The organism is Nocardia sp. NPDC004711 (assembly GCF_053601595.1).
The window spans coordinates 1-16,259 of sequence record NZ_JBSGCB010000083.1 but is presented as its reverse complement, the minus strand read 5'-3'; the positions used below and the strand labels follow the sequence as shown (position 1 = coordinate 16,259).

General features: G+C 69.8%; 24 protein-coding genes. 21 read left to right on the top strand and 3 right to left on the bottom strand.

All coding sequences use genetic code 11. From position 1 onward, the window contains the following. Nucleotides 1-13: 13 nt before the first annotated feature. From ACWEKS_RS44430 to ACWEKS_RS44365, 14 genes are all read left to right on the top strand, one after another. Nucleotides 14-1,258 carry a hypothetical protein gene (locus ACWEKS_RS44430; RefSeq protein ID WP_452345715.1) on the top strand — a complete coding sequence of 415 codons (1,245 nt, stop codon included), beginning with the start codon at nucleotides 14-16 and terminating at the stop codon, nucleotides 1,256-1,258. A 13-nt stretch (nucleotides 1,259-1,271) separates the two neighbouring features. Then, nucleotides 1,272-1,613, top strand: a complete 342-nt coding sequence (locus tag ACWEKS_RS44425; protein WP_452345714.1) for a hypothetical protein — start codon at nucleotides 1,272-1,274, stop codon at nucleotides 1,611-1,613. Between the two features lie 28 nt (nucleotides 1,614-1,641). Next, nucleotides 1,642-2,967, top strand: coding sequence for a hypothetical protein (locus ACWEKS_RS44420; protein ID WP_452345713.1), 1,326 nt, complete (start codon nucleotides 1,642-1,644; stop codon nucleotides 2,965-2,967). A 57-nt stretch (nucleotides 2,968-3,024) separates the two neighbouring features. Beyond that, nucleotides 3,025-3,312 (top strand): hypothetical protein, encoded by a 288-nt coding sequence (locus tag ACWEKS_RS44415; protein WP_452345712.1) that lies wholly within the window; start codon nucleotides 3,025-3,027, stop codon nucleotides 3,310-3,312. After that, the gene (locus ACWEKS_RS44410) at nucleotides 3,309-3,653 is read left to right on the top strand and encodes a hypothetical protein (RefSeq protein WP_452345711.1); all 345 of its coding nucleotides are present in this window, start codon (nucleotides 3,309-3,311) and stop codon (nucleotides 3,651-3,653) included. Before ACWEKS_RS44415 ends, ACWEKS_RS44410 begins: the two co-directional genes overlap by 4 nt. After that, nucleotides 3,650-3,946 carry a YbaB/EbfC family nucleoid-associated protein gene (locus ACWEKS_RS44405; RefSeq protein ID WP_452345710.1) on the top strand — a complete coding sequence of 99 codons (297 nt, stop codon included), beginning with the start codon at nucleotides 3,650-3,652 and terminating at the stop codon, nucleotides 3,944-3,946. Before ACWEKS_RS44410 ends, ACWEKS_RS44405 begins: the two co-directional genes overlap by 4 nt. A gap of 73 nt (nucleotides 3,947-4,019) precedes the next feature. Beyond that, the gene (locus tag ACWEKS_RS44400; RefSeq protein WP_452345709.1) at nucleotides 4,020-4,544 is read left to right on the top strand and encodes a hypothetical protein; all 525 of its coding nucleotides are present in this window, start codon (nucleotides 4,020-4,022) and stop codon (nucleotides 4,542-4,544) included. Nucleotides 4,545-4,627: 83 nt separating this feature from the next. Then, the gene (locus tag ACWEKS_RS44395) at nucleotides 4,628-5,029 is read left to right on the top strand and encodes a DUF4913 domain-containing protein (RefSeq protein ID WP_452345708.1); all 402 of its coding nucleotides are present in this window, start codon (nucleotides 4,628-4,630) and stop codon (nucleotides 5,027-5,029) included. Nucleotides 5,030-5,045: 16 nt separating this feature from the next. Continuing rightward, nucleotides 5,046-5,387 carry a hypothetical protein gene (locus tag ACWEKS_RS44390; protein WP_452345707.1) on the top strand — a complete coding sequence of 114 codons (342 nt, stop codon included), beginning with the start codon at nucleotides 5,046-5,048 and terminating at the stop codon, nucleotides 5,385-5,387. 370 nt (nucleotides 5,388-5,757) lie between these two features. Then, the gene (locus tag ACWEKS_RS44385) at nucleotides 5,758-6,006 is read left to right on the top strand and encodes a hypothetical protein (RefSeq protein ID WP_379472695.1); all 249 of its coding nucleotides are present in this window, start codon (nucleotides 5,758-5,760) and stop codon (nucleotides 6,004-6,006) included. Beyond that, nucleotides 6,003-6,317 carry a type II toxin-antitoxin system PemK/MazF family toxin gene (locus ACWEKS_RS44380; protein WP_379472694.1) on the top strand — a complete coding sequence of 105 codons (315 nt, stop codon included), beginning with the start codon at nucleotides 6,003-6,005 and terminating at the stop codon, nucleotides 6,315-6,317. The genes ACWEKS_RS44385 and ACWEKS_RS44380 overlap by 4 nt, the downstream gene beginning before the upstream one ends. A 301-nt stretch (nucleotides 6,318-6,618) precedes the next feature. Beyond that, nucleotides 6,619-7,449: a class I SAM-dependent methyltransferase gene (locus ACWEKS_RS44375; RefSeq protein WP_452345706.1), complete on the top strand. Its 831-nt coding sequence runs from the start codon at nucleotides 6,619-6,621 to the stop codon at nucleotides 7,447-7,449. A gap of 67 nt (nucleotides 7,450-7,516) precedes the next feature. Next, entirely contained in the window at nucleotides 7,517-7,753 is a 237-nt protein-coding gene (locus ACWEKS_RS44370; RefSeq protein ID WP_452345705.1) for a hypothetical protein, read from the top strand. Nucleotides 7,754-7,769: 16 nt separating this feature from the next. Continuing rightward, nucleotides 7,770-8,033 carry a hypothetical protein gene (locus ACWEKS_RS44365; protein ID WP_452345704.1) on the top strand — a complete coding sequence of 88 codons (264 nt, stop codon included), beginning with the start codon at nucleotides 7,770-7,772 and terminating at the stop codon, nucleotides 8,031-8,033. 188 nt (nucleotides 8,034-8,221) lie between these two features. Here ACWEKS_RS44365 and ACWEKS_RS44360 read toward each other — a convergent pair whose 3' ends face one another. The 3 genes from ACWEKS_RS44360 to ACWEKS_RS44350 are packed head-to-tail and all read right to left on the bottom strand — an operon-like array spanning nucleotide 8,222 to nucleotide 11,201. Continuing rightward, nucleotides 8,222-10,078, bottom strand: coding sequence for a hypothetical protein (locus ACWEKS_RS44360; RefSeq protein ID WP_452345703.1), 1,857 nt, complete (start codon nucleotides 10,076-10,078; stop codon nucleotides 8,222-8,224). A gap of 5 nt (nucleotides 10,079-10,083) precedes the next feature. Next, complete coding sequence (locus ACWEKS_RS44355; protein WP_452345702.1) at nucleotides 10,084-10,428, bottom strand: hypothetical protein; 345 nt, start codon at nucleotides 10,426-10,428, stop codon at nucleotides 10,084-10,086. 20 nt (nucleotides 10,429-10,448) lie between these two features. Next, entirely contained in the window at nucleotides 10,449-11,201 is a 753-nt protein-coding gene (locus ACWEKS_RS44350) for a ParA family protein (protein WP_452345701.1), read from the bottom strand. A gap of 185 nt (nucleotides 11,202-11,386) precedes the next feature. On the opposite strand from ACWEKS_RS44350, the gene ACWEKS_RS44345 reads away from it, so the two are divergent. The 7 genes from ACWEKS_RS44345 (at nucleotide 11,387) to ACWEKS_RS44315 (ending at nucleotide 16,039) form a co-directional block, all read left to right on the top strand. Beyond that, nucleotides 11,387-11,764: a hypothetical protein gene (locus ACWEKS_RS44345; RefSeq protein WP_452345700.1), complete on the top strand. Its 378-nt coding sequence runs from the start codon at nucleotides 11,387-11,389 to the stop codon at nucleotides 11,762-11,764. A 77-nt stretch (nucleotides 11,765-11,841) separates the two neighbouring features. Next, complete coding sequence (locus ACWEKS_RS44340; RefSeq protein ID WP_452345699.1) at nucleotides 11,842-12,486, top strand: hypothetical protein; 645 nt, start codon at nucleotides 11,842-11,844, stop codon at nucleotides 12,484-12,486. A gap of 41 nt (nucleotides 12,487-12,527) precedes the next feature. Next, a complete protein-coding gene (locus ACWEKS_RS44335; protein ID WP_452345698.1) occupies nucleotides 12,528-13,670 on the top strand; it encodes a hypothetical protein in 1,143 nt (380 codons plus the stop codon). Between the two features lie 36 nt (nucleotides 13,671-13,706). Then, entirely contained in the window at nucleotides 13,707-14,057 is a 351-nt protein-coding gene (locus tag ACWEKS_RS44330) for a hypothetical protein (RefSeq protein ID WP_452345697.1), read from the top strand. Further along, nucleotides 14,054-14,323, top strand: a complete 270-nt coding sequence (locus ACWEKS_RS44325) for a hypothetical protein (RefSeq protein WP_452345696.1) — start codon at nucleotides 14,054-14,056, stop codon at nucleotides 14,321-14,323. The genes ACWEKS_RS44330 and ACWEKS_RS44325 overlap by 4 nt, the downstream gene beginning before the upstream one ends. Before the next feature lie 53 nt (nucleotides 14,324-14,376). Further along, nucleotides 14,377-14,616, top strand: coding sequence for a hypothetical protein (locus tag ACWEKS_RS44320; protein WP_452345695.1), 240 nt, complete (start codon nucleotides 14,377-14,379; stop codon nucleotides 14,614-14,616). A gap of 535 nt (nucleotides 14,617-15,151) precedes the next feature. After that, nucleotides 15,152-16,039 (top strand): protelomerase family protein, encoded by an 888-nt coding sequence (locus tag ACWEKS_RS44315; protein WP_452345694.1) that lies wholly within the window; start codon nucleotides 15,152-15,154, stop codon nucleotides 16,037-16,039. The last annotated feature ends 220 nt before the right edge of the window (nucleotides 16,040-16,259 follow it).

Sequence of the window (16,259 nt, the reverse complement as noted above, 5' to 3'; positions counted from 1 at the left end):
AAGGGACCGAATCATGAGCACCGATCCCGATTTCGGGCCCGACCTCGCCACCGGCGAGGCCCAGCCCAAGCCCCGCCCGCGCGCGGTCGGCCTGCCACCCATGGCCGCGATGCTCTCGCGCCGCATGGCCTCCGAGCCCGCGGTGCCCGCCGAGACCGGCCAGGCCACCGACGAGGCTGACGAGGACCAGGCCGCCGCCGCCGATTTCGACGAAACCGACGCCGACGAATTCGACTACGCCGACGACGCCGACGACGGCGAGGACGACGAAACCGGCGGGGACTACGAGGATTTCGACGACGACGACGGCCAGGACTACGACGGCGAGGACGCCCACGGCACTGACCCGCAGTTCAACCCCGACCGGCCGAGCGCCGGCGGGGCGGTGGTGCGGGTCGGGTCGTGGGATTCCTGGCTGCCCGTGCCCGCCAAGTCCGGCCGTGTGGCCCCGGCCCGCGCCGCGGCCGACGACGTGGACGAATTCGACGAATTCGACGACGAGGCCGACGAATTCGACTTGCCCGACTACGACGCGATGAACCAGGGCCGCGAGAGCTACGGCGATACCGCCCGCGCCGCGTTCTCCGACCGCTCCGGCGGGCGGGTCTCGGCGGCGCGTGCACGGCTCAAGCGCCGCCGCCGCAACACCGATGGCGGGCATGAGGTCTACCGGGCCCGCTCGGCGGTGCCTGCGGTGCTGGCGGTGGCCGGGGTGGTGGCCGTGGTGACCGTGGTCATCGTGGTCAACGTGCGCGGCGGTTCGTCCCCGCTGCTGGCCCCGGCCGGGCCCGCGCACCCGAGCGGATCCGCCTCACCCGCCCAGGCCGCGGTCAGCACCCCGGCCCAGACCGAGACCTACCCACATGCCACCAGCGATTGCTACGCCACCCGCACCGCCGACACCGTAGTCGGGGCCGGGCCCGGCGACCCGAACGGCGGCGGGCCCGGCGCGATTCTCGGTTTCGAGTGGAGTTACTACGCGGATCGTTCCGGTGCACGGGCCCGGGACTGGGTGGCCTCCGAGTCCTCGGTGCCCGACGCCGCCACGATCCAGGCCGGGATCGACACCGTGCCCGTGGCTACGAAGTACTGCGTACACATCAGCAAGGCCGACGCCGACGGCTCGGGCAACACGTGGTCGGTGGTGCTCAGTGAGCAGTACCCGACCGACAAGACCCCGCAGCAGTGGCACCAGACCATCACCACCGCCAGCGTGGGCGGGCGGGTGCTCATCACCGCAATCCGAAAAGCCGACTGAGAGAGGGCAACCCATGACCAACAGCAGCGACCGCGTGAGTTTCGACTACGACGCCGCCGCGGCCTACGTGAAAGCCGCGGGCGATGCCTCGGCCCTGCTGGGCACCGCCAAGGACCACGCCGACACAGTGGCCGGTATCGACCTGTCCGGGCTGGGCACCCTCGGCGCGGCGTTCGCGTCGGCCTGGTCCTCGGCCTGGAACGGGCACGCCGACCAGCTGAAAACCGCGGCGGCGCTCACCAGCGGCTACGGCCAGGGCATCACCACCTGGGGCCAGGTGCTCGGCGGGGTGGACACCGAGTCCGCCGAGAAGATCGCGGGCGCAGTGCCCGGCACCGACGAAATCCAGGCATAGGCCCGAGACCGCAAGGGGGACAACCGATATGCAGACCGGAACCCAGGGCGGCGACACCACCGTGGTAACCGAAGAACCCGCGCTGGTCACGGCCCTGGCCGCGCCGCTGGTGAAACTCCGGGCGGCCCTCGGTACCGGGGCCCGCCCCGATGACACCGCCCTGGCAGCGCTCACGGCAGTGCCCGCCACGGTGCGCGCGGCCGACGACACCCACCAGAGCGGGGTCACCACGCTCACGGCCACCGAGACCGCCAAACAAGCACATCCCGTGATCAAGCAGACCGGCACCGAGGTGGCAGCCCTGTCCGACGTGGGCGACAACCTCGCGCCACTGCTGACCTCGGCCTACGACACCCGCGACAAGGCTGCCAGCGACCTCGACACCCTCATCTCGGATTTCAAGGCCCAGGCCACGCCGCTGGTGAAAGCCGCACGCTCGCAAGCCGATCTGGACTCGGTGGTGAGCCTGGCCGCGGACTACACACAGAACGGGGTCGGAGTGGTCAAGGCCGCCGACGGCCAAATGGACCAGTACACGGCCAAGGTCAAAGACATCGCCGACACCACACCCGTGGTGACCACACCCGACACCGGCGGCGGCACCTCCCAGCCCGCGAACACCAACTACCCCAACCCGAGCAACACCACCGGCGGCGGCACCAACACCCAGTACCCGACCAACGGCCAGAACACGTACTACGGCAACAACAGCGGGTACGGGAACAGCAACTACAACAGCGGCACCGGCACCAGCTACACCGGCGGCAGCGACTACACCAATTCCAAGCTCGCGGAAACCAATCCGGAGCTCGCGGCCCAGTTGACAATCCAGTCCGCCGCGCTCTCGGCGGGGGTCACCATCGGCTCAGCCTTGATCACGGGCGCGGTCACCCTCGGCTCGGCGCTGATCACCTCGGGCGCAAGCGTGCTGACCACGGGCATCGAGAAGGCCGAGGCGTACGGCGAAAAACAGCTGGCCGCCACCACAACCCAGACCGGCGGCACCCCGGCCACCACCCAGACCGGCGGCGGTACCCAGACCGGCGGCAACAGCTTGACTCCCGGGCTGGCCGACCCCGGCACCGGCACCGGCGGCGGTACCCAGACCGGCGGCAATCTCACTCCCGGCCTGACCGATCCGGGCACCACGCCCAGGACCACCACGCTCGACCCGTCTGCCGCCGGCGGTGGCAACACGCCCCAGGCCGCGCAACCGGCCCCGCAGTCCCAGCCCCAGGCCGGGGCGGCCCCCGACACCGGCGGCACGGTCGTTCCGCCGATCACGGGCAAGCCCACCACCCCCGGCACCGACGACACCAAGAAACGCAACGGACAGGCAGGCACCACCGCCTAGACCACCCGGCCCCGGCCCGGTGGCCCCTCCCACCGGGCCCGCGAGAAAGGCCCACCCATGGCCCTGTTCGACCTGCCCGGCTTCGCGGGCGGGCCCGCCCTGCCCGGCCCCGAGCCCACCCCGACCCCCAGCCCAGCCCCGGCCCCGGCTGCCGAGGAATGGGAGGAACTGCGGGTGATCGGCGACATTCGCGCCCCCGCCGAGTTCCCCCCGGCCTGGCCCGGCCAGCGCACGACCCTGTGGGGCGACCCCGAGAGCGCCTCGGCCCTGTGGGGCCCGATGGCGGCCACCGACCCGGTACTCGGGGCCGACACCACCACAACCGACATCAAGGACCGCCCATGACCGAACCTGCCGCGCTGGTGGCCACCGCCACCAGCAGCAACCCCGCCCGAACCATCACCGTGACCGCCACCGACGTCGGGCAGATCACCGAATTGCGTATCGAGGCCAGCGAATACGGCCGCGGTGCCGCCGCCCTGGCCGACGAGATCGTGCGCCAGGCCCAGCGCTGCACCCTGCTGGCGCGGGCCCGCCGCCGCGAAACCCTCGCCGCGGCCGGGCTGGCCCCGGTGCTGCTGGACCGCCTCGGCCTGCCCGGCCCCGAGGCCGTGGCCGCCGCCCTGGCGCGGCTGGACGCCCCCGCCGCCGACACGGCCCCGCACGGCTGGGTGCGTGCGCTATGAGCACTGCCATCGACGCTCTCATTGCCGAGGTCGGCGACCAGCTCGAAGCGCTCACCCTGGCCGCCGACGGCCTGGGCCGGGTGGCAGGCCACGCCGCCAGCCCCGATGGCCTGATCACCGCGCAGGTGGCCGGGGACGGCACCCTGGCCGGGCTGTGGCTGGCCGAGTCGATCACCGGCTACCCGCCCGAGCAGGCCGCCGCCGCCATCCTGGCCACCATCGCCGCGGCCACCGCCGACGCCGCCGCAAAGCGCGCCGCCCTGCTGGCCCGCCTCGGGAGCACCCTCACCTGACGCTCAAAATATCGACACGCTCAACATGTTGAAACACTCGACATGTCAAAATGTTGAATGCTAGGGTTGTCCCATGACCGAGAACGGAATCCCCGCCCCCACGACCCAGCCCGCTACGGGCTGGGTCGTTGTCGTCCCCGCGACCGGCCGCGCCGTGGCCCTGCGCGGGGTCACCGTGCACGCCACCCCCGCCTCGGCCGAGGCCGCCGCCGACGCGCTGGCGGTCGAAATGACCGATTGGCTCGGGGTGGACCTGGCCCTGAAAGTCATCTCCCTGGCCGACTACGTGCCCCCGGCCACCGAGGCCCCGGCCTTCGCCCCCGCCCCCGCCGACCTGTCCGGCCTCGCGGCGGCCTACCCGGCCCCGCGCCCGGTCGCCACCTACGAATACGCCCTGGCGCGTGGTGCCTGGCTCTACACCGACGCCGACACCCAGGCCCGCGGCCGGGCGTACACCAGCTACGCCAGCGCCGCCGACGCCCGCGAGGACGCCGAGGAAATCATCGAGGGCCTGGCCGAGCGCGAGATCGACGGCTACGGCCTGACCGTCGTGCGCCGCGCGACCGTCACCACCGTGTGTGACTGGGAAATCGCCTGATCAAACCCGCCGCCGCCCCCGGGTGTCCGGGCCGCCCCAATCCGGCCCGGCCACCCGCGCGGTGTCCCCGGAAGGACTCTCAAATGACCGACACCACCCCGGAATTCGGATCTCTGGGCGAGTTCGTGACCAGACTCCTGGCCCACTCCTACGCCCGGCAAGTCACCGACATCAACGACACCGTGTGGTGCCCGCAGTGGTGGCAGCACCCCGAAGCCGTACGGCGGTTCGGGGCCCTGTGGCAGACCTACGAACACGCCCGGCGCTCCGGTGATCCGGCGCTTCGCTCCTTCTGGTGGATCGACCACGCGGGCCCGCACATGCGGGAGCTGTTCGACCGCTCCGGCCCCTTCCGCTATTGCAGCGTCCGCAACGGGCACCAGGACTACCTCCAGCCGCTGCCCACCGACCTCACCGACGCCCCCCGCGAGCTTTTCCACCCCACCATCACCTCAGCGACCACCACGCCAACCGCGGTGGCATAACGAAAGGAATCAGACCATGACCACGAACACCGATCAGGCCATTGCCGCTGTGGGCCGTGAGTGGCTCTACCAGTGCGCCGACGCCGAAGCCCGCGACGCCGAGGACGCCAAGCACAACACGCGCCTGGTGAAGGGCCTCAGCGATGCCCGCGTACGTGAGCTGGTGGCGCGGGACTGGGGCGGCGGCATGCGCGCGTTCATGAACGAATGCGCCACCGAAATCGCCGAACAGCAAGCCAAATTCGACCGCGACCGCGAAACCGCCGATGCCGACCGCCGCGCCCGCGAGGTCCGCGACCGCGAACAGGCCCGTGTCCGCCAGGTCGACGCCCACGAACGTGGCCCGCGTAAGGGCTGAACAGTCACGTACTCCCACGCCCGCGAATCGGATATGCCTAATACCCATTGAGAGATCAAGGCCCGGATCGGATTTCCGTTCCGGGCCTTGATCGTGCCTGGGCCTTTGTCGTGCCCTCATTTTCGTGCGCAAAACCGGACACCACGCAGGTCAGGAGCCGAGCGACTCGACTCGGAGAACAAAACGACTCGACTCCACAGAGTCGACTCGTTTTTGAGGGTGCAATAGGTGTGTGTGGTCCCCCGGCTTGTCAGAGTCGAGTCGATCGACTCCGAAAGAGTCGAGAGTCGAGTCGAACCGTCGAAAATGCATACCGTGAGTGTGCTGTGATCAGCACACTCGAACTGTGCGCGGGCGTACGCTCCCACGTATGGCACGACTGACTATCACCGTTCCCGACCGCCTGGCCGACCAGGCCCGCGACGCCGCCGGCGGCAACGTCTCCGGCTGGATCACGGGCGCGATCCGCTCCCGCCTGCTGGCCGAGGACGCGCGCGCCCTGGCCGCCTGGCAGGCCGCCCACCCCGAGGCCACCGCCGCCGCCTACGCCGAGGCCGAGGCCGAATACGAAGCCGCCACCGCCCCCGCCCGCGGGCACCGGGCCGGGGACGCTGCGTGACCACTGTCGCGCGTGGCGAAATCTGGACCTACCAGGGCATCGCGCGAGTGCGCACGGTGCTGGTGGTCTCGGCCGACGAACTGAACATGGCGGGTCTGCCGATGACGTGCGAGATCACCGACGTGGCCCCGACCGGTATGCGGGCCATGCTCGCGGTACCGGTCCCCGGACACGGGCGGGTGCTGATCCGGCCAACCGCCGCCGCCGACCCCGCCCACTTCATGCAGCACCTCGGGACCGCCGACCCGGCCACCATGGCCGAGGTGAACATGAGCTTGCGCGCCGCATTCGGCCTGTCCGACGACGACTGACACCCGAGGGCGGGACGACACCGAGCCGAGCCACCCGCCCACCCGCGGCGGCCAGCAACCCGAGGGTGGGCCCAGGGTGGGCCGAGGGTCGGGGTGGGCCACACCCCTTGCACCATGGGAAGGGTGGGCCGAGGGTGGGCCCGCCGCGGACCGGCCAGCAACCGACCCGCCACCGCCGCCCGCCCGCCCTTCCCCGCCGCGCCCGACTCTGCGACCTGCACACATACCCCCGCCGGGCCCGCGGCCGCGGGCCGATTTCAGGCCTGCCCGCCACGGGCGCCGCAACCGATCAGGAACTCATATGACCGATCCGACCGCCGCCGACACCTCGGCCGCTATCGACGCCAACCGCCAGTTGTGGGACGAGTGGGCCCGCATTCACGCCGCCGGGGACTGGTACGACCTCGACGCCGTGCGCGCTGGGCACGACAAGCTACGCGGCTACGAAATCGCCGAGGTCGGCGACGTGGCCGGACTGCGCCTGCTGCACCTGCAATGCCAGATAGGCACCGACTCGATCGCCTGGGCCCGCCGCGGCGCGGAAGTGACCGGGGTAGACCTGTCCCCCGCAGCATGCGAAATCGCCACCGACCTGGCCGCCCAGACCGGGGTAGACGCACGATTCGTGTGCGCCGACGTGATGGCCCTGCCCGAGCATCTGCACGGCATGTGGGACATCGTCTACGCCTCCCGGGGCGTGCTGGGCTGGCTGCCCGACCTGTACCCCTGGGCGCGCATCGTGGCCGATTTCCTGGCCCCGGGTGGATTCTTCTACCTGACCGATATCCACCCGATCGCGAAAACCCTGGACCCCGAGGCCACCGAATTCCGGGCGGGCGTGCGCCCGTACTGGCCACGGCCCACCCCGATCCATCACACCGTGCACGGCACCTACGCCGATCCCGACGCCGCGACCACCGCCACCGACAAGTACCTGTGGTCCCACTCGGTAGGCGAGTTGCTGACCGCCGTGGCCGAGGCTGGCCTGGTCCTGGAGTTCTTCCACGAACAACCCTGGGCCGACCGCCCATGGCCGAGCCTGACCGCTGGCGGGGGCCCCGAGCGCGAGTACTTCCCACCCGAGGGCCTGGAACTGCCCCTGAATTTCTCCCTACGGGCACGTAAGCCATAAGCCTGCACTGACCTCACCCACCCGCCCGAAATTGCCCATGTGGCCCGGTGGCGGCCATGATCGGGCCGTGAGCGACACACCAGCCGAGCGCGAGCGCGCCATCCTCGACGGCCTACGGGCCTGCCAGGACGCCCACCACGCTGGCGACCAGGCCACCGCCAGCGCCGCCCTCGCGGGTCTATTCGAGCGCTACGGACGCGAGGCCGTGACCGCGGCCCGCCACCGCCAGGAGACCGACCGCTTATCGGCAGAGGTGGCGCTACTGGACCTGTTCGGCCCGGCCGCCCTCATCGGCGACGACTAATAGCAAGGGGCCTTGGATGACACCCGCCGACAACCCCGACCGCCGCATGGTGGCCTACATCGTGGACCGGGCCACCATCACCGCCGCCCAGGCCGGAAGACCCTTGCGCCGCTGGTGCGGCGACGACGAACACGCCCGACTACCCCAACACATACGCGACGCCGCGGGCCGCCAGGTCCTAGACAACCTCGACGCCGCTCTCGCCGAACTCGCCGACGCCCGCGCGGAGCTGGCCGCCGCCCTCGGCCCGCTCGCACCACGCGACGACGGCGACGACTGAGCGGGCCGGGCCCCGCCGGACCCCCGAAAATTCCGGACACACCCTTTGCACCATTGCCCGCCGGGCCCTCGGGCCGCCGATGCCAGGGCCCTCGGGCCGCCGATGGTGCAAAAGGCGTGTGCACGCAAAACGGCGGCGGCCCCGGAAAGGTGATGTTTCCGGGACCGCCGCCGTCGTTGTGTGTGGCGCTAGCGCTTCTGGTCGAACCTGGCGAACGGGTTCGGCCGCTTCAGGGTGCGCAGGGTGGGCGCGTGCTTTTCGATGTCGTACTCGGCCAGCATCTTGTCCATCATGCTCGGATCCGACGCCACACGGGCGGCCCGCATCGCGCGCCGTACCCGCGTGGTGCGCATGAACGCGAACGGGGCCGCATTGAGCATGGCGGCCCGCTGGGCGGCCCGGTCCCGGGACCGCTGTGCGGCGTCTCGATCGTCGTTGCCCAGGCCCAGCCGTGAGAGCACCCGCTCACGGATTTCGGCCCCGATCTTGGCCAGGGTGCCACGCTCGCTGCTGTTGGCCTGCCGCTCGGTACTCAGCGCCAGATGCAACATGAGCATGGCCAGGCCCGGCCCGGCCGCGATGCGGGCTGTACCCAGCAGCGGCCCGGCATTGATCCAGGCACCCACCGCCGCGATGCACATCAGAATCCACAGCGCCGTTTTCACGAACGGGATCGGTTCTTCTTTGCGCCGGCGGATCGACATGCCCATGTGATAGGCGCATGCCACGAAGCTGATTTCGAGCCCGGCGAACATGGCCACCAACTCGATCGGGTTGGCCACCCCGAGGGTGATGGAGAACAACCGCCACGACGTATCGAGGCTGGTGATCATGGCGACCGCCGAGGCCAGATAGAACCCGAACTCACCCGCGGGGGCCTTGCGCTTGCCCGTCCCCTTGGCCAGGCCCGCCGCCAGATCGGCTGTCCCCTCGGCTGTCCCCTGCACTGTCCCCTCGGCCTCCTCGGCACCGGCACCCATGGCCGGGACAGTGGGGACAGTGGGGACGGCCGCAGCCCGGGCGGTGGGGACGGGGACCGCTGTCCCGTCCCCGTGTCCCGGGGACATCCAGCCCGACGGCGGGGACACCGACGAAACAGGGGACGCCTCTCCGGCAGGGACACCGGGGACACCGAAGCCTGTCCCGTCCCCACCCGGCGACCAAGGCGGGGACACCAGAGACGCGTCCCCGGCGTCGGCGGGGACAGCGGCCAGGCGGGCCGCCGGGACCGAGTGGCCGTACCCGCCGAGGCCGACCGGATCGGCAACGGGGTGCCCGTTGTGGTGGCCCCACCCTTGGGGCGTGTCGGCCTCGGCCGGATCGGGGACGACGACCAGCGGCACGGCGGGCTCGGTGTCGGCCTGGTGCAGCCCAGAGGGCGCGGTGCTGGTCACCCGCTGATCAAACCAGCCGGGCCCGCCCTCGGCCCGGTAGTCGTCCCCACCGTGTCCGGCCAGGTCAGCAACCGGGGACGGGACAGCGGCCGGGGTGTCCCCCACCGACGCGGCCCCGTCCCCGGGCCCGGCCTCCCGCTCGGCCGGGCCCGGGACAGGGACAGTGATCACCGAGTGCTCCCCGGTGTCGGGGATGCCATGCGCGGCCTTGTACGCACTCACCTCGGGAGAGACCTTGCTCCGCGCGGCATTGATGCCGTACCCGGCAAGCCAGGTGATCACCTCGGCCGGGGGTGCACCCTCCAACTCGTTCACGGCGTACTGGATTTGCGCCCGCTTGGTCGGCAGGGCGGCCAGCGCCGCCGCATGCGGATCACCCTCGGGGACGGCGGGGACGGCCTCGGCGGCGGTGTCCCCTCGGTGTCCCCGGGACGCGTCCCCGGCCGGGAACGGGACAGCGGGGGCAGGGCTGCCTGTCCCGTCCCCATCGGCCCGGGACGGGGACGGGATCGGGGACAGCAGGGACGGGGACGCGTCCCCGTCATCGTGGGCGGGGATACCCGCCGCTGTGTCGGGGACGGTGTCCCCGAGCGGATTCGTGTTGGCGAGCATGGTCGGTCCCCCCTCGGGACGTACAGCAGTGCTGGTCATTCAGATCACTTCGCTATCGGTTTCGGTTTCCGGCCGGGCACGTCGGCCTGACCCTCGGCGGCCTCTCGGTCTTCCCTCTCTTGCAGTCGCGCGAGTTCCGGCGCGATGTCGGGGTGCATCGCGAGCGCTTCGGCCACCAGGTCCCGCAATTCCATCCCCCGGGACAGCGCCGCGATGTTCGCCGCGCGGTGCACGATCGAAGGAATCTGCGCCGACAGGCGGCCCGACCCCGAAGTGCGGGCGGCCTTGGTGCCGGGCGCACGGGTGGGCTTGGGCGCTCCCGACATGAATTCCTCGGGGGACACCACGCCCTTGGGGGCCGGGGCCGACTGAGATTCGTGGGCGTTCATCTGGGTTTTCTCCTTGCTTGCTATTTCAGGACGACATCGGACAGGGCCAGTTCGGCGACTTCACGGGCCACCGCGGCCACCTCGGCCTTGGCGGCCGAGCGCGAATCGAGTTCGCACACCGCCAGGCCGGTTTCCAGGGATCGGGGATAGATGGTGCGCCGCGCCAGGCCCTCAGCGGCCAGGGGCGGGGCCACGATCGGCGGCTCGGCCAGGGCCTCGCGCACGGTGGTGGTGACGGTCTCTCCGGTGTCGAATCGCATGAGCACCGTGCGGGCCCGCAACTTCCACGGCACCAGGCCCTCGGCCCGCTCCAGCAGCGGGGCCATGTCACGGCGGGTGGGCCGCACATCAGCGATGCTGGCCCCGACCGGTACCAGCAGCACCCCGCGCTCGGTGAGGGCAACCGCGGTGATCACAGCCATGGTCATGGCGACATGGTGGCCGGGCCCGTCGATCACAGTCACGTCATAGCCACCGCGAAGACGGGGAAGGTCCTGCCACAGCGATTCGTGCGGGTAGGGCATCACGGTCAGGATCGGGGCCGCGGTGCGGGCGTTGGCCGCATCGATCAGCGTTTGCTGAATATCGCCGTCGATCAGCAGCACCGAGGCCCCGAGCTGGGCGTATTCGTGCGCCAGGTTGTAAGCCAGGGTCGAGTCCCCCGCGCCGCCCTTGGTCTGCACGCAACCGATCACGATTCCGCCGGCCTCCCGGCACCGCGCGACCAGACTCGGTCGCCGCGAGCGCTTCAACCCCTTACCAGGGCTCATCATGTCCGCCTCTCCCGGCTTTCCCGGCCTCTTGGTGATCACCAATCACATGCGCACCATAGCACGGCTAACAGGTTCACACGCACGACACGTCGAAAATTTCCGAATTACTCAACATGTCTAGACACTCAACATGTTGGCGCGGTAGCGTGGTCGGCACCACTCACCCGCATGAAAGCGCGCCCGACATGGACACTCAGCCCCGCACCACCGCCGGAACTGTCCGCACTGCCCGAACTGTCGGCACCCACGCCCGCCGCGCGGCCCACCGCGCCGCCCGCGCGATGCTCACCACCGCCCGCCGTCACGGCCCCGCCCTGGCCGCCCTGGCCCTGCGCCCGGTGGCCTGGCTGGCCGGAATCGCCGCGGTCGTGCTGATCGGCCTGGCCGTGGCCCCCTCGGTGACCCTCACTCTCGACTGCACGGCCCCGACCGCCACCGCCAGCGCCGCCGAGGCCGCGCCCGGCACCGGCGCCCCGTGCGTGATGCTGTGCGACGCCCACCCCAGCGGCCACACCAGCCCGGCAACCGCACTCGTCGGCGGTTTCCTGCACGCCGCGGCCTGACCCCCAGCGGCCGGGGAATCCCCTGCCACACACCACGATTCACCCCGCAGACCCACCACCGAGAGGACTATCCACCTATGACCAGCCACGCCGGGCCCGAGGCGTACGTCGTGCGCTTGCGCGCCGGAAACCCGTTCCGCCCCACCGCCTACATGGCGATTGCACCCGAAATCGACACCACCGACCCCGCCGCCACCATCTACGGCGTCCACCTCGGCACCCACGACCCCGACACCCGAGCGGCCGTGCCCGAGGCCCTGGTGCCGCACCCGACGGTCACACCGTGGAAAACCACGCACGTGCACACCGCCGCCGGCGGTGCGCGCCTGGACCACAACATGTTCGGCGAGCTGGTGTTCGCGAGCATCGGCACCGGGCACCCGTCCCCACTGCACGGCCCGGTCGCGCTCACCATGGCCGACGGCGGCCAACTGCCCAAGGCCGTGATATCTGCGCTGGTGGGCGCGATGGACGCCGCCCGCAGTGCCGAGGACAAACGCTGCATCGCCGCCGCGGTGGCCGACCCCGCGACCGTGAGTGCCGCCCGATCCTGGCTGATCCGCCACGCCGAGGCGGGCGAATTCATCGGCCTGACCCCGCGCGACATGACCACCATGTCCGCCGCCCGTGTCATCGAGGTCCTGGATGTCCGCTATTCCGGCGGCCTGTACGGATTCCAGCGCGACCACGCCGCCGACATCACCGCCGCCCGCACCCGGTAGCGACAACCGATCCCTGAATGCCCAAGGGGGGCAACACACACATGGTGAGAAGTCCAGCCCGCGCCGCCACCTCGGCCGCGCGCCAAACCCGAAAGCTCCTGCGCGCCATCGATGCCCGCGCCCAGGCCAAGGCCACCCAGGCCCAGACCGCCGACACTTCGCCCGCCCGCCCCCGAGTGCGGATACTGGGCGCGAACCGGGCAGACCTGCCCGGCACCGAGGCACAGATACTCGCGGCCCTGAGCGGCTGGGACATGCCCGCCGTCGCCGTGAGCGGTGTCTACGTCCCGTTCTCCAGCCGCGGCCAACTCACCAGCGCCGAGACTGACATCCTGCTGATCCTTCCGTGCGGCGCAATCACTATCGAGGGCAAGGGGTTGGTGCGCCGCCTCGGTGGCATGCTGTCGTGCCCCGTGCAAGGTGACTGGTCCCTGCCAGGCATCGACGGCGACCCCGTGCACTCCCAGGCGGGCGGCAACCCGATCGCCCAAGTCGGCCGCGTGATGTTCGGCTTCAAGAAGTTCGCCGAAACCCACACGGGCGCAAAGGTATTCGTGGACGGCGTGGTCATGGTCGTGCCCTGGGAGGGCCTACCCCTGACCCTGGACAAGGGCCAGGTACCCATGCCGACCGGCCGAGACGTACTGGTCCTTGACCAGGCCGCCGCCTCCCTGCACGCCTGGTACACCCGCCGCGCCGCCCGCCGCGAGGCCGTCTGGACCGCCGAACGCGTGGCAACCGTGCTGGCCGCCCTCGGCTACACCAGCACCAACAGGGACCCCGACACCCGCATATCGGTGGCCGAACTGGCCGGGCTGGGTTTCCCGTCCACCACCGCGGCGGCCTGGCCGACCCCCGAGGCCGAGTACCCGGCCACCATGCCCGCCGACCCCGCGCCCGACCCCCGGGACACCGCGCGCCCGGCCCGGCCCGCCCGCCCGGCACCGAGCCCCGCCCGCGCCCCGAAGCGGCCCCAGCGGGCTGCGGGGCGGCCTCGGCGTGGCCTGGCCCGGCTGGCCGTGGCGGTGCTGGTGTGGGCGGGCCTGTTCGGCGGCGGGGCCGTCCTGCTGACCCACCACCACGACCTCACCCCGTCGATGCCCACCCCGACCAGCACCCAGGCCCCCACGCCGACTGGACCCGCCGGCGGGCCCGCGGCCTGCTACCCCCTGCAACCCTGCTGAATTCCGGCCAGACCGGAACCGATTGGAGAACCCCCCATGATCCACACGACCAAACCCGACGCCTGGACCACCGAGTCCTGGGCCTGGTACCAGCAGGAATACCAGCCAGAGGCCGCCCGCGCCGCCCGCGGCCACCTGTTCGCCGCCCACATGCCCGCCGCCGCCCTGTCCTGGGGCAACTGCACCCTCACCGCCGCCCAGGCCGTCGAGGCCCTCGGCGAGGACATCCGCGACAGCATCGCCAGCTACTGGCGAGACGGAATGTACTGGCGCGCAATGCGAGACACCGCCGACCGCCTGGGCGTCCCCATCCCGCTGGCCCTGGCCTGGGCCGCTGAGAGCCTGATCCGCCGCCAGGCCGCCAAGACAGTGGAGCCACGCCGATGAGTGACACCAGGACCACCGAGCGGCCCGCCGAATTGGCCGCAGACGGCCGAAACCCCGATGAGAGCTATCTCCACATCGTTGGCTGGTGGGAGCACCTGACGGCAGGCGTACTGCGCTGGCGCATCCCCCGCGCCCTGTGCGGGCAGTCCCTCGAAGCCGACCCGGATCAGCCCGAGGTCACCCCCGCCACGCCACCCTGCCCCGCGTGCCAGGCCCGCAACAGAAGCACGGCCGCCCTGCGCTGGGTGCCGGGACAGTGGCGATGACCGACAACCCGAGCAACCCTCAGCCCCAAGGTATTCCGATCGGAGAACCTCGCATGAGCACCGACCACGACCCCGCACCCGCCTCGAATGGCTGGCGCGGAATCGAGCTGAAAGACCACACCCGCGTGAGCGCCATCGCTCAATGGGGCCACGTCCGCATAGCCGTAGCAGACCCCGCCGGCGGTCTCGCCGTGATCGCACTGGACCCGGCCACCACTAAGGCCGTCCGCGACATCCTGGACCGGGCCGCCACCGACGCCCTGGCGCAGCGTCAACCCAAGAACGACCAATAACCCAGATATCCGCTTACCCCAATCGCGAAGGCCGGGAGCCGATTCCGACGCTCCCGGCCTTCGCTGTGTCCGCTCCGCCGCTGGTAGATACGCTGTTCCGCGTGTCCCTGCCACCCCGCACCCGAGTCCGGGTGAAACCCTGGCCGGGCGACCCGCCGAGCACGCGCTACGGCTACGTAGCCCCGCCTGGGGCCTACCGAGACGCCCGGGTGCGCTGGGAACTCACGGCCGACGAATCCGATTGGGTCGAAATCCGTTCCGCCACACCACCTTGGCCCGGCGGGGATTGGGTCGTGGTCTGGTGGCCCGGCGACGAATGGACGTGGGAACTAGTGGAGAGACTCGAAACCGTTCCAAAGTAGCGGACACGCGAATCACACTGTGGCACAACAGATTTCAGGCATTCCAACTGTGTCGACACGCCCAACAGTTAGACATGTTGTGTGTATCGACTTGTCCATACCTTGTGCTATCCTTGGGGTAATTGCCCCAAGGATAGCAGGGCTACCAGACCCCCTAACCGGAAGGTTCGGATATGTTGATCTCCCAGGCCGAGGCTCAGCGAATTGCCGAGTTCATCGCCCGCGTGAAAGAAACCCCCGAGGACAAATTGCGCATGATTGCCCTCTCGGAATTGTCCTGGATTCACAATCGTAAAAAGCTGGATGGCGAGAAATATTCGGCAATGGTCAACCGAAAAGTAATCTCCGCATATCGCGAAGAGATTCGTAAAGAATTCGGCGACAATTCCCCGCTACTGACCCGGCCGGGGGACGCGCCGGGCTGGTTCACTTACTCCGAGTCGCGCACCAACGAATACAAGGCACACCAGGCCGCAGAGCTCGAAGCAAAGCACCGTTCACAGCGACCGATCGACGCCGAACTATTCGAGAATTCGGCCATGATCTTGCTCGGAAACGCACTGCTGCGTCGGTGGTCAACCGCGGGTGCCATCGCGGCTCTGTGCGCCCTCACCGGCCGGCGGCCGTACGAGGTGGGCGTGACCGGGGTCTTTCGGCCGGATCCCGACTACCCGCACCAGCTCATCTTCTCCGGGCAGGCCAAGACACGCGACGCCGCGCGCTCCGCAATGGAGTTCCCCATTCCAGTACTCGGCGACCGTGATTTGATCATTGAGGGAATTTGCAGGGTCCAAGAATCCATCGGTGATCGCGCAATGGAAAACAAAGTATTTTCTCAGCGATTCGCGAAAGAAATCGGTATACAATCAAAGAAGGTATTCGAGGACGGCCACGGAGAACCGATCAAGCCAAGCGATCTCCGCGAGGCATATTCGGCAGTCGCCTATTACAAATTCGCGCCAGCCGAGATCAGCGAAATTCAATTCATGAATGACGTACTCGGACACAAAACGGATATGCTGACGACCACCCTTTATTACGTGGGATTCTACGTAATGTAAATTCAGAGAATTGCAAAAATCGAATTAGGGGAATTCAGGAAATCGCTTTAGCGAATTTCCGAATTCCCTTTTTTGTTTTTAAATCGCAATTCAAGCTCTACCCCAAGTTCTCATGAGAACTTGGGCCGCTGATTCGTATCCGGCGGCGTATTCGGCTTGGCCCCGGGCGAATCAATCGCCGAGGGCAGCGGCGACGGCCTCGTAGCGGCGGTGGAGTTCG

Bases quoted from the DNA above. Each gene is read 5' to 3' on its own strand.
- ACWEKS_RS44405 (WP_452345710.1), top strand. From the start codon at position 3,650: ATGAGCACTGCCATCGACGCTCTCATTGCCGAGGTCGGCGACCAGCTC.
- ACWEKS_RS44415 (WP_452345712.1), top strand. From the start codon at position 3,025: ATGGCCCTGTTCGACCTGCCCGGCTTCGCGGGCGGGCCCGCCCTGCCC.
- ACWEKS_RS44335 (WP_452345698.1), top strand. From the start codon at position 12,528: ATGGTGAGAAGTCCAGCCCGCGCCGCCACCTCGGCCGCGCGCCAAACC.
- ACWEKS_RS44365 (WP_452345704.1), top strand. From the start codon at position 7,770: ATGACACCCGCCGACAACCCCGACCGCCGCATGGTGGCCTACATCGTG.
- ACWEKS_RS44320 (WP_452345695.1), top strand. From the start codon at position 14,377: ATGAGCACCGACCACGACCCCGCACCCGCCTCGAATGGCTGGCGCGGA.
- ACWEKS_RS44330 (WP_452345697.1), top strand. From the start codon at position 13,707: ATGATCCACACGACCAAACCCGACGCCTGGACCACCGAGTCCTGGGCC.
- ACWEKS_RS44430 (WP_452345715.1), top strand. From the start codon at position 14: ATGAGCACCGATCCCGATTTCGGGCCCGACCTCGCCACCGGCGAGGCC.
- ACWEKS_RS44425 (WP_452345714.1), top strand. From the start codon at position 1,272: ATGACCAACAGCAGCGACCGCGTGAGTTTCGACTACGACGCCGCCGCG.
- ACWEKS_RS44360 (WP_452345703.1), bottom strand. From the start codon at position 10,078: ATGACCAGCACTGCTGTACGTCCCGAGGGGGGACCGACCATGCTCGCC.
- ACWEKS_RS44390 (WP_452345707.1), top strand. From the start codon at position 5,046: ATGACCACGAACACCGATCAGGCCATTGCCGCTGTGGGCCGTGAGTGG.
- ACWEKS_RS44345 (WP_452345700.1), top strand. From the start codon at position 11,387: ATGGACACTCAGCCCCGCACCACCGCCGGAACTGTCCGCACTGCCCGA.
- ACWEKS_RS44375 (WP_452345706.1), top strand. From the start codon at position 6,619: ATGACCGATCCGACCGCCGCCGACACCTCGGCCGCTATCGACGCCAAC.
- ACWEKS_RS44350 (WP_452345701.1), bottom strand. From the start codon at position 11,201: ATGATGAGCCCTGGTAAGGGGTTGAAGCGCTCGCGGCGACCGAGTCTG.
- ACWEKS_RS44325 (WP_452345696.1), top strand. From the start codon at position 14,054: ATGAGTGACACCAGGACCACCGAGCGGCCCGCCGAATTGGCCGCAGAC.
- ACWEKS_RS44315 (WP_452345694.1), top strand. From the start codon at position 15,152: ATGTTGATCTCCCAGGCCGAGGCTCAGCGAATTGCCGAGTTCATCGCC.
- ACWEKS_RS44385 (WP_379472695.1), top strand. From the start codon at position 5,758: ATGGCACGACTGACTATCACCGTTCCCGACCGCCTGGCCGACCAGGCC.
- ACWEKS_RS44410 (WP_452345711.1), top strand. From the start codon at position 3,309: ATGACCGAACCTGCCGCGCTGGTGGCCACCGCCACCAGCAGCAACCCC.
- ACWEKS_RS44340 (WP_452345699.1), top strand. From the start codon at position 11,842: ATGACCAGCCACGCCGGGCCCGAGGCGTACGTCGTGCGCTTGCGCGCC.
- ACWEKS_RS44395 (WP_452345708.1), top strand. From the start codon at position 4,628: ATGACCGACACCACCCCGGAATTCGGATCTCTGGGCGAGTTCGTGACC.
- ACWEKS_RS44355 (WP_452345702.1), bottom strand. From the start codon at position 10,428: ATGAACGCCCACGAATCTCAGTCGGCCCCGGCCCCCAAGGGCGTGGTG.
- ACWEKS_RS44400 (WP_452345709.1), top strand. From the start codon at position 4,020: ATGACCGAGAACGGAATCCCCGCCCCCACGACCCAGCCCGCTACGGGC.
- ACWEKS_RS44420 (WP_452345713.1), top strand. From the start codon at position 1,642: ATGCAGACCGGAACCCAGGGCGGCGACACCACCGTGGTAACCGAAGAA.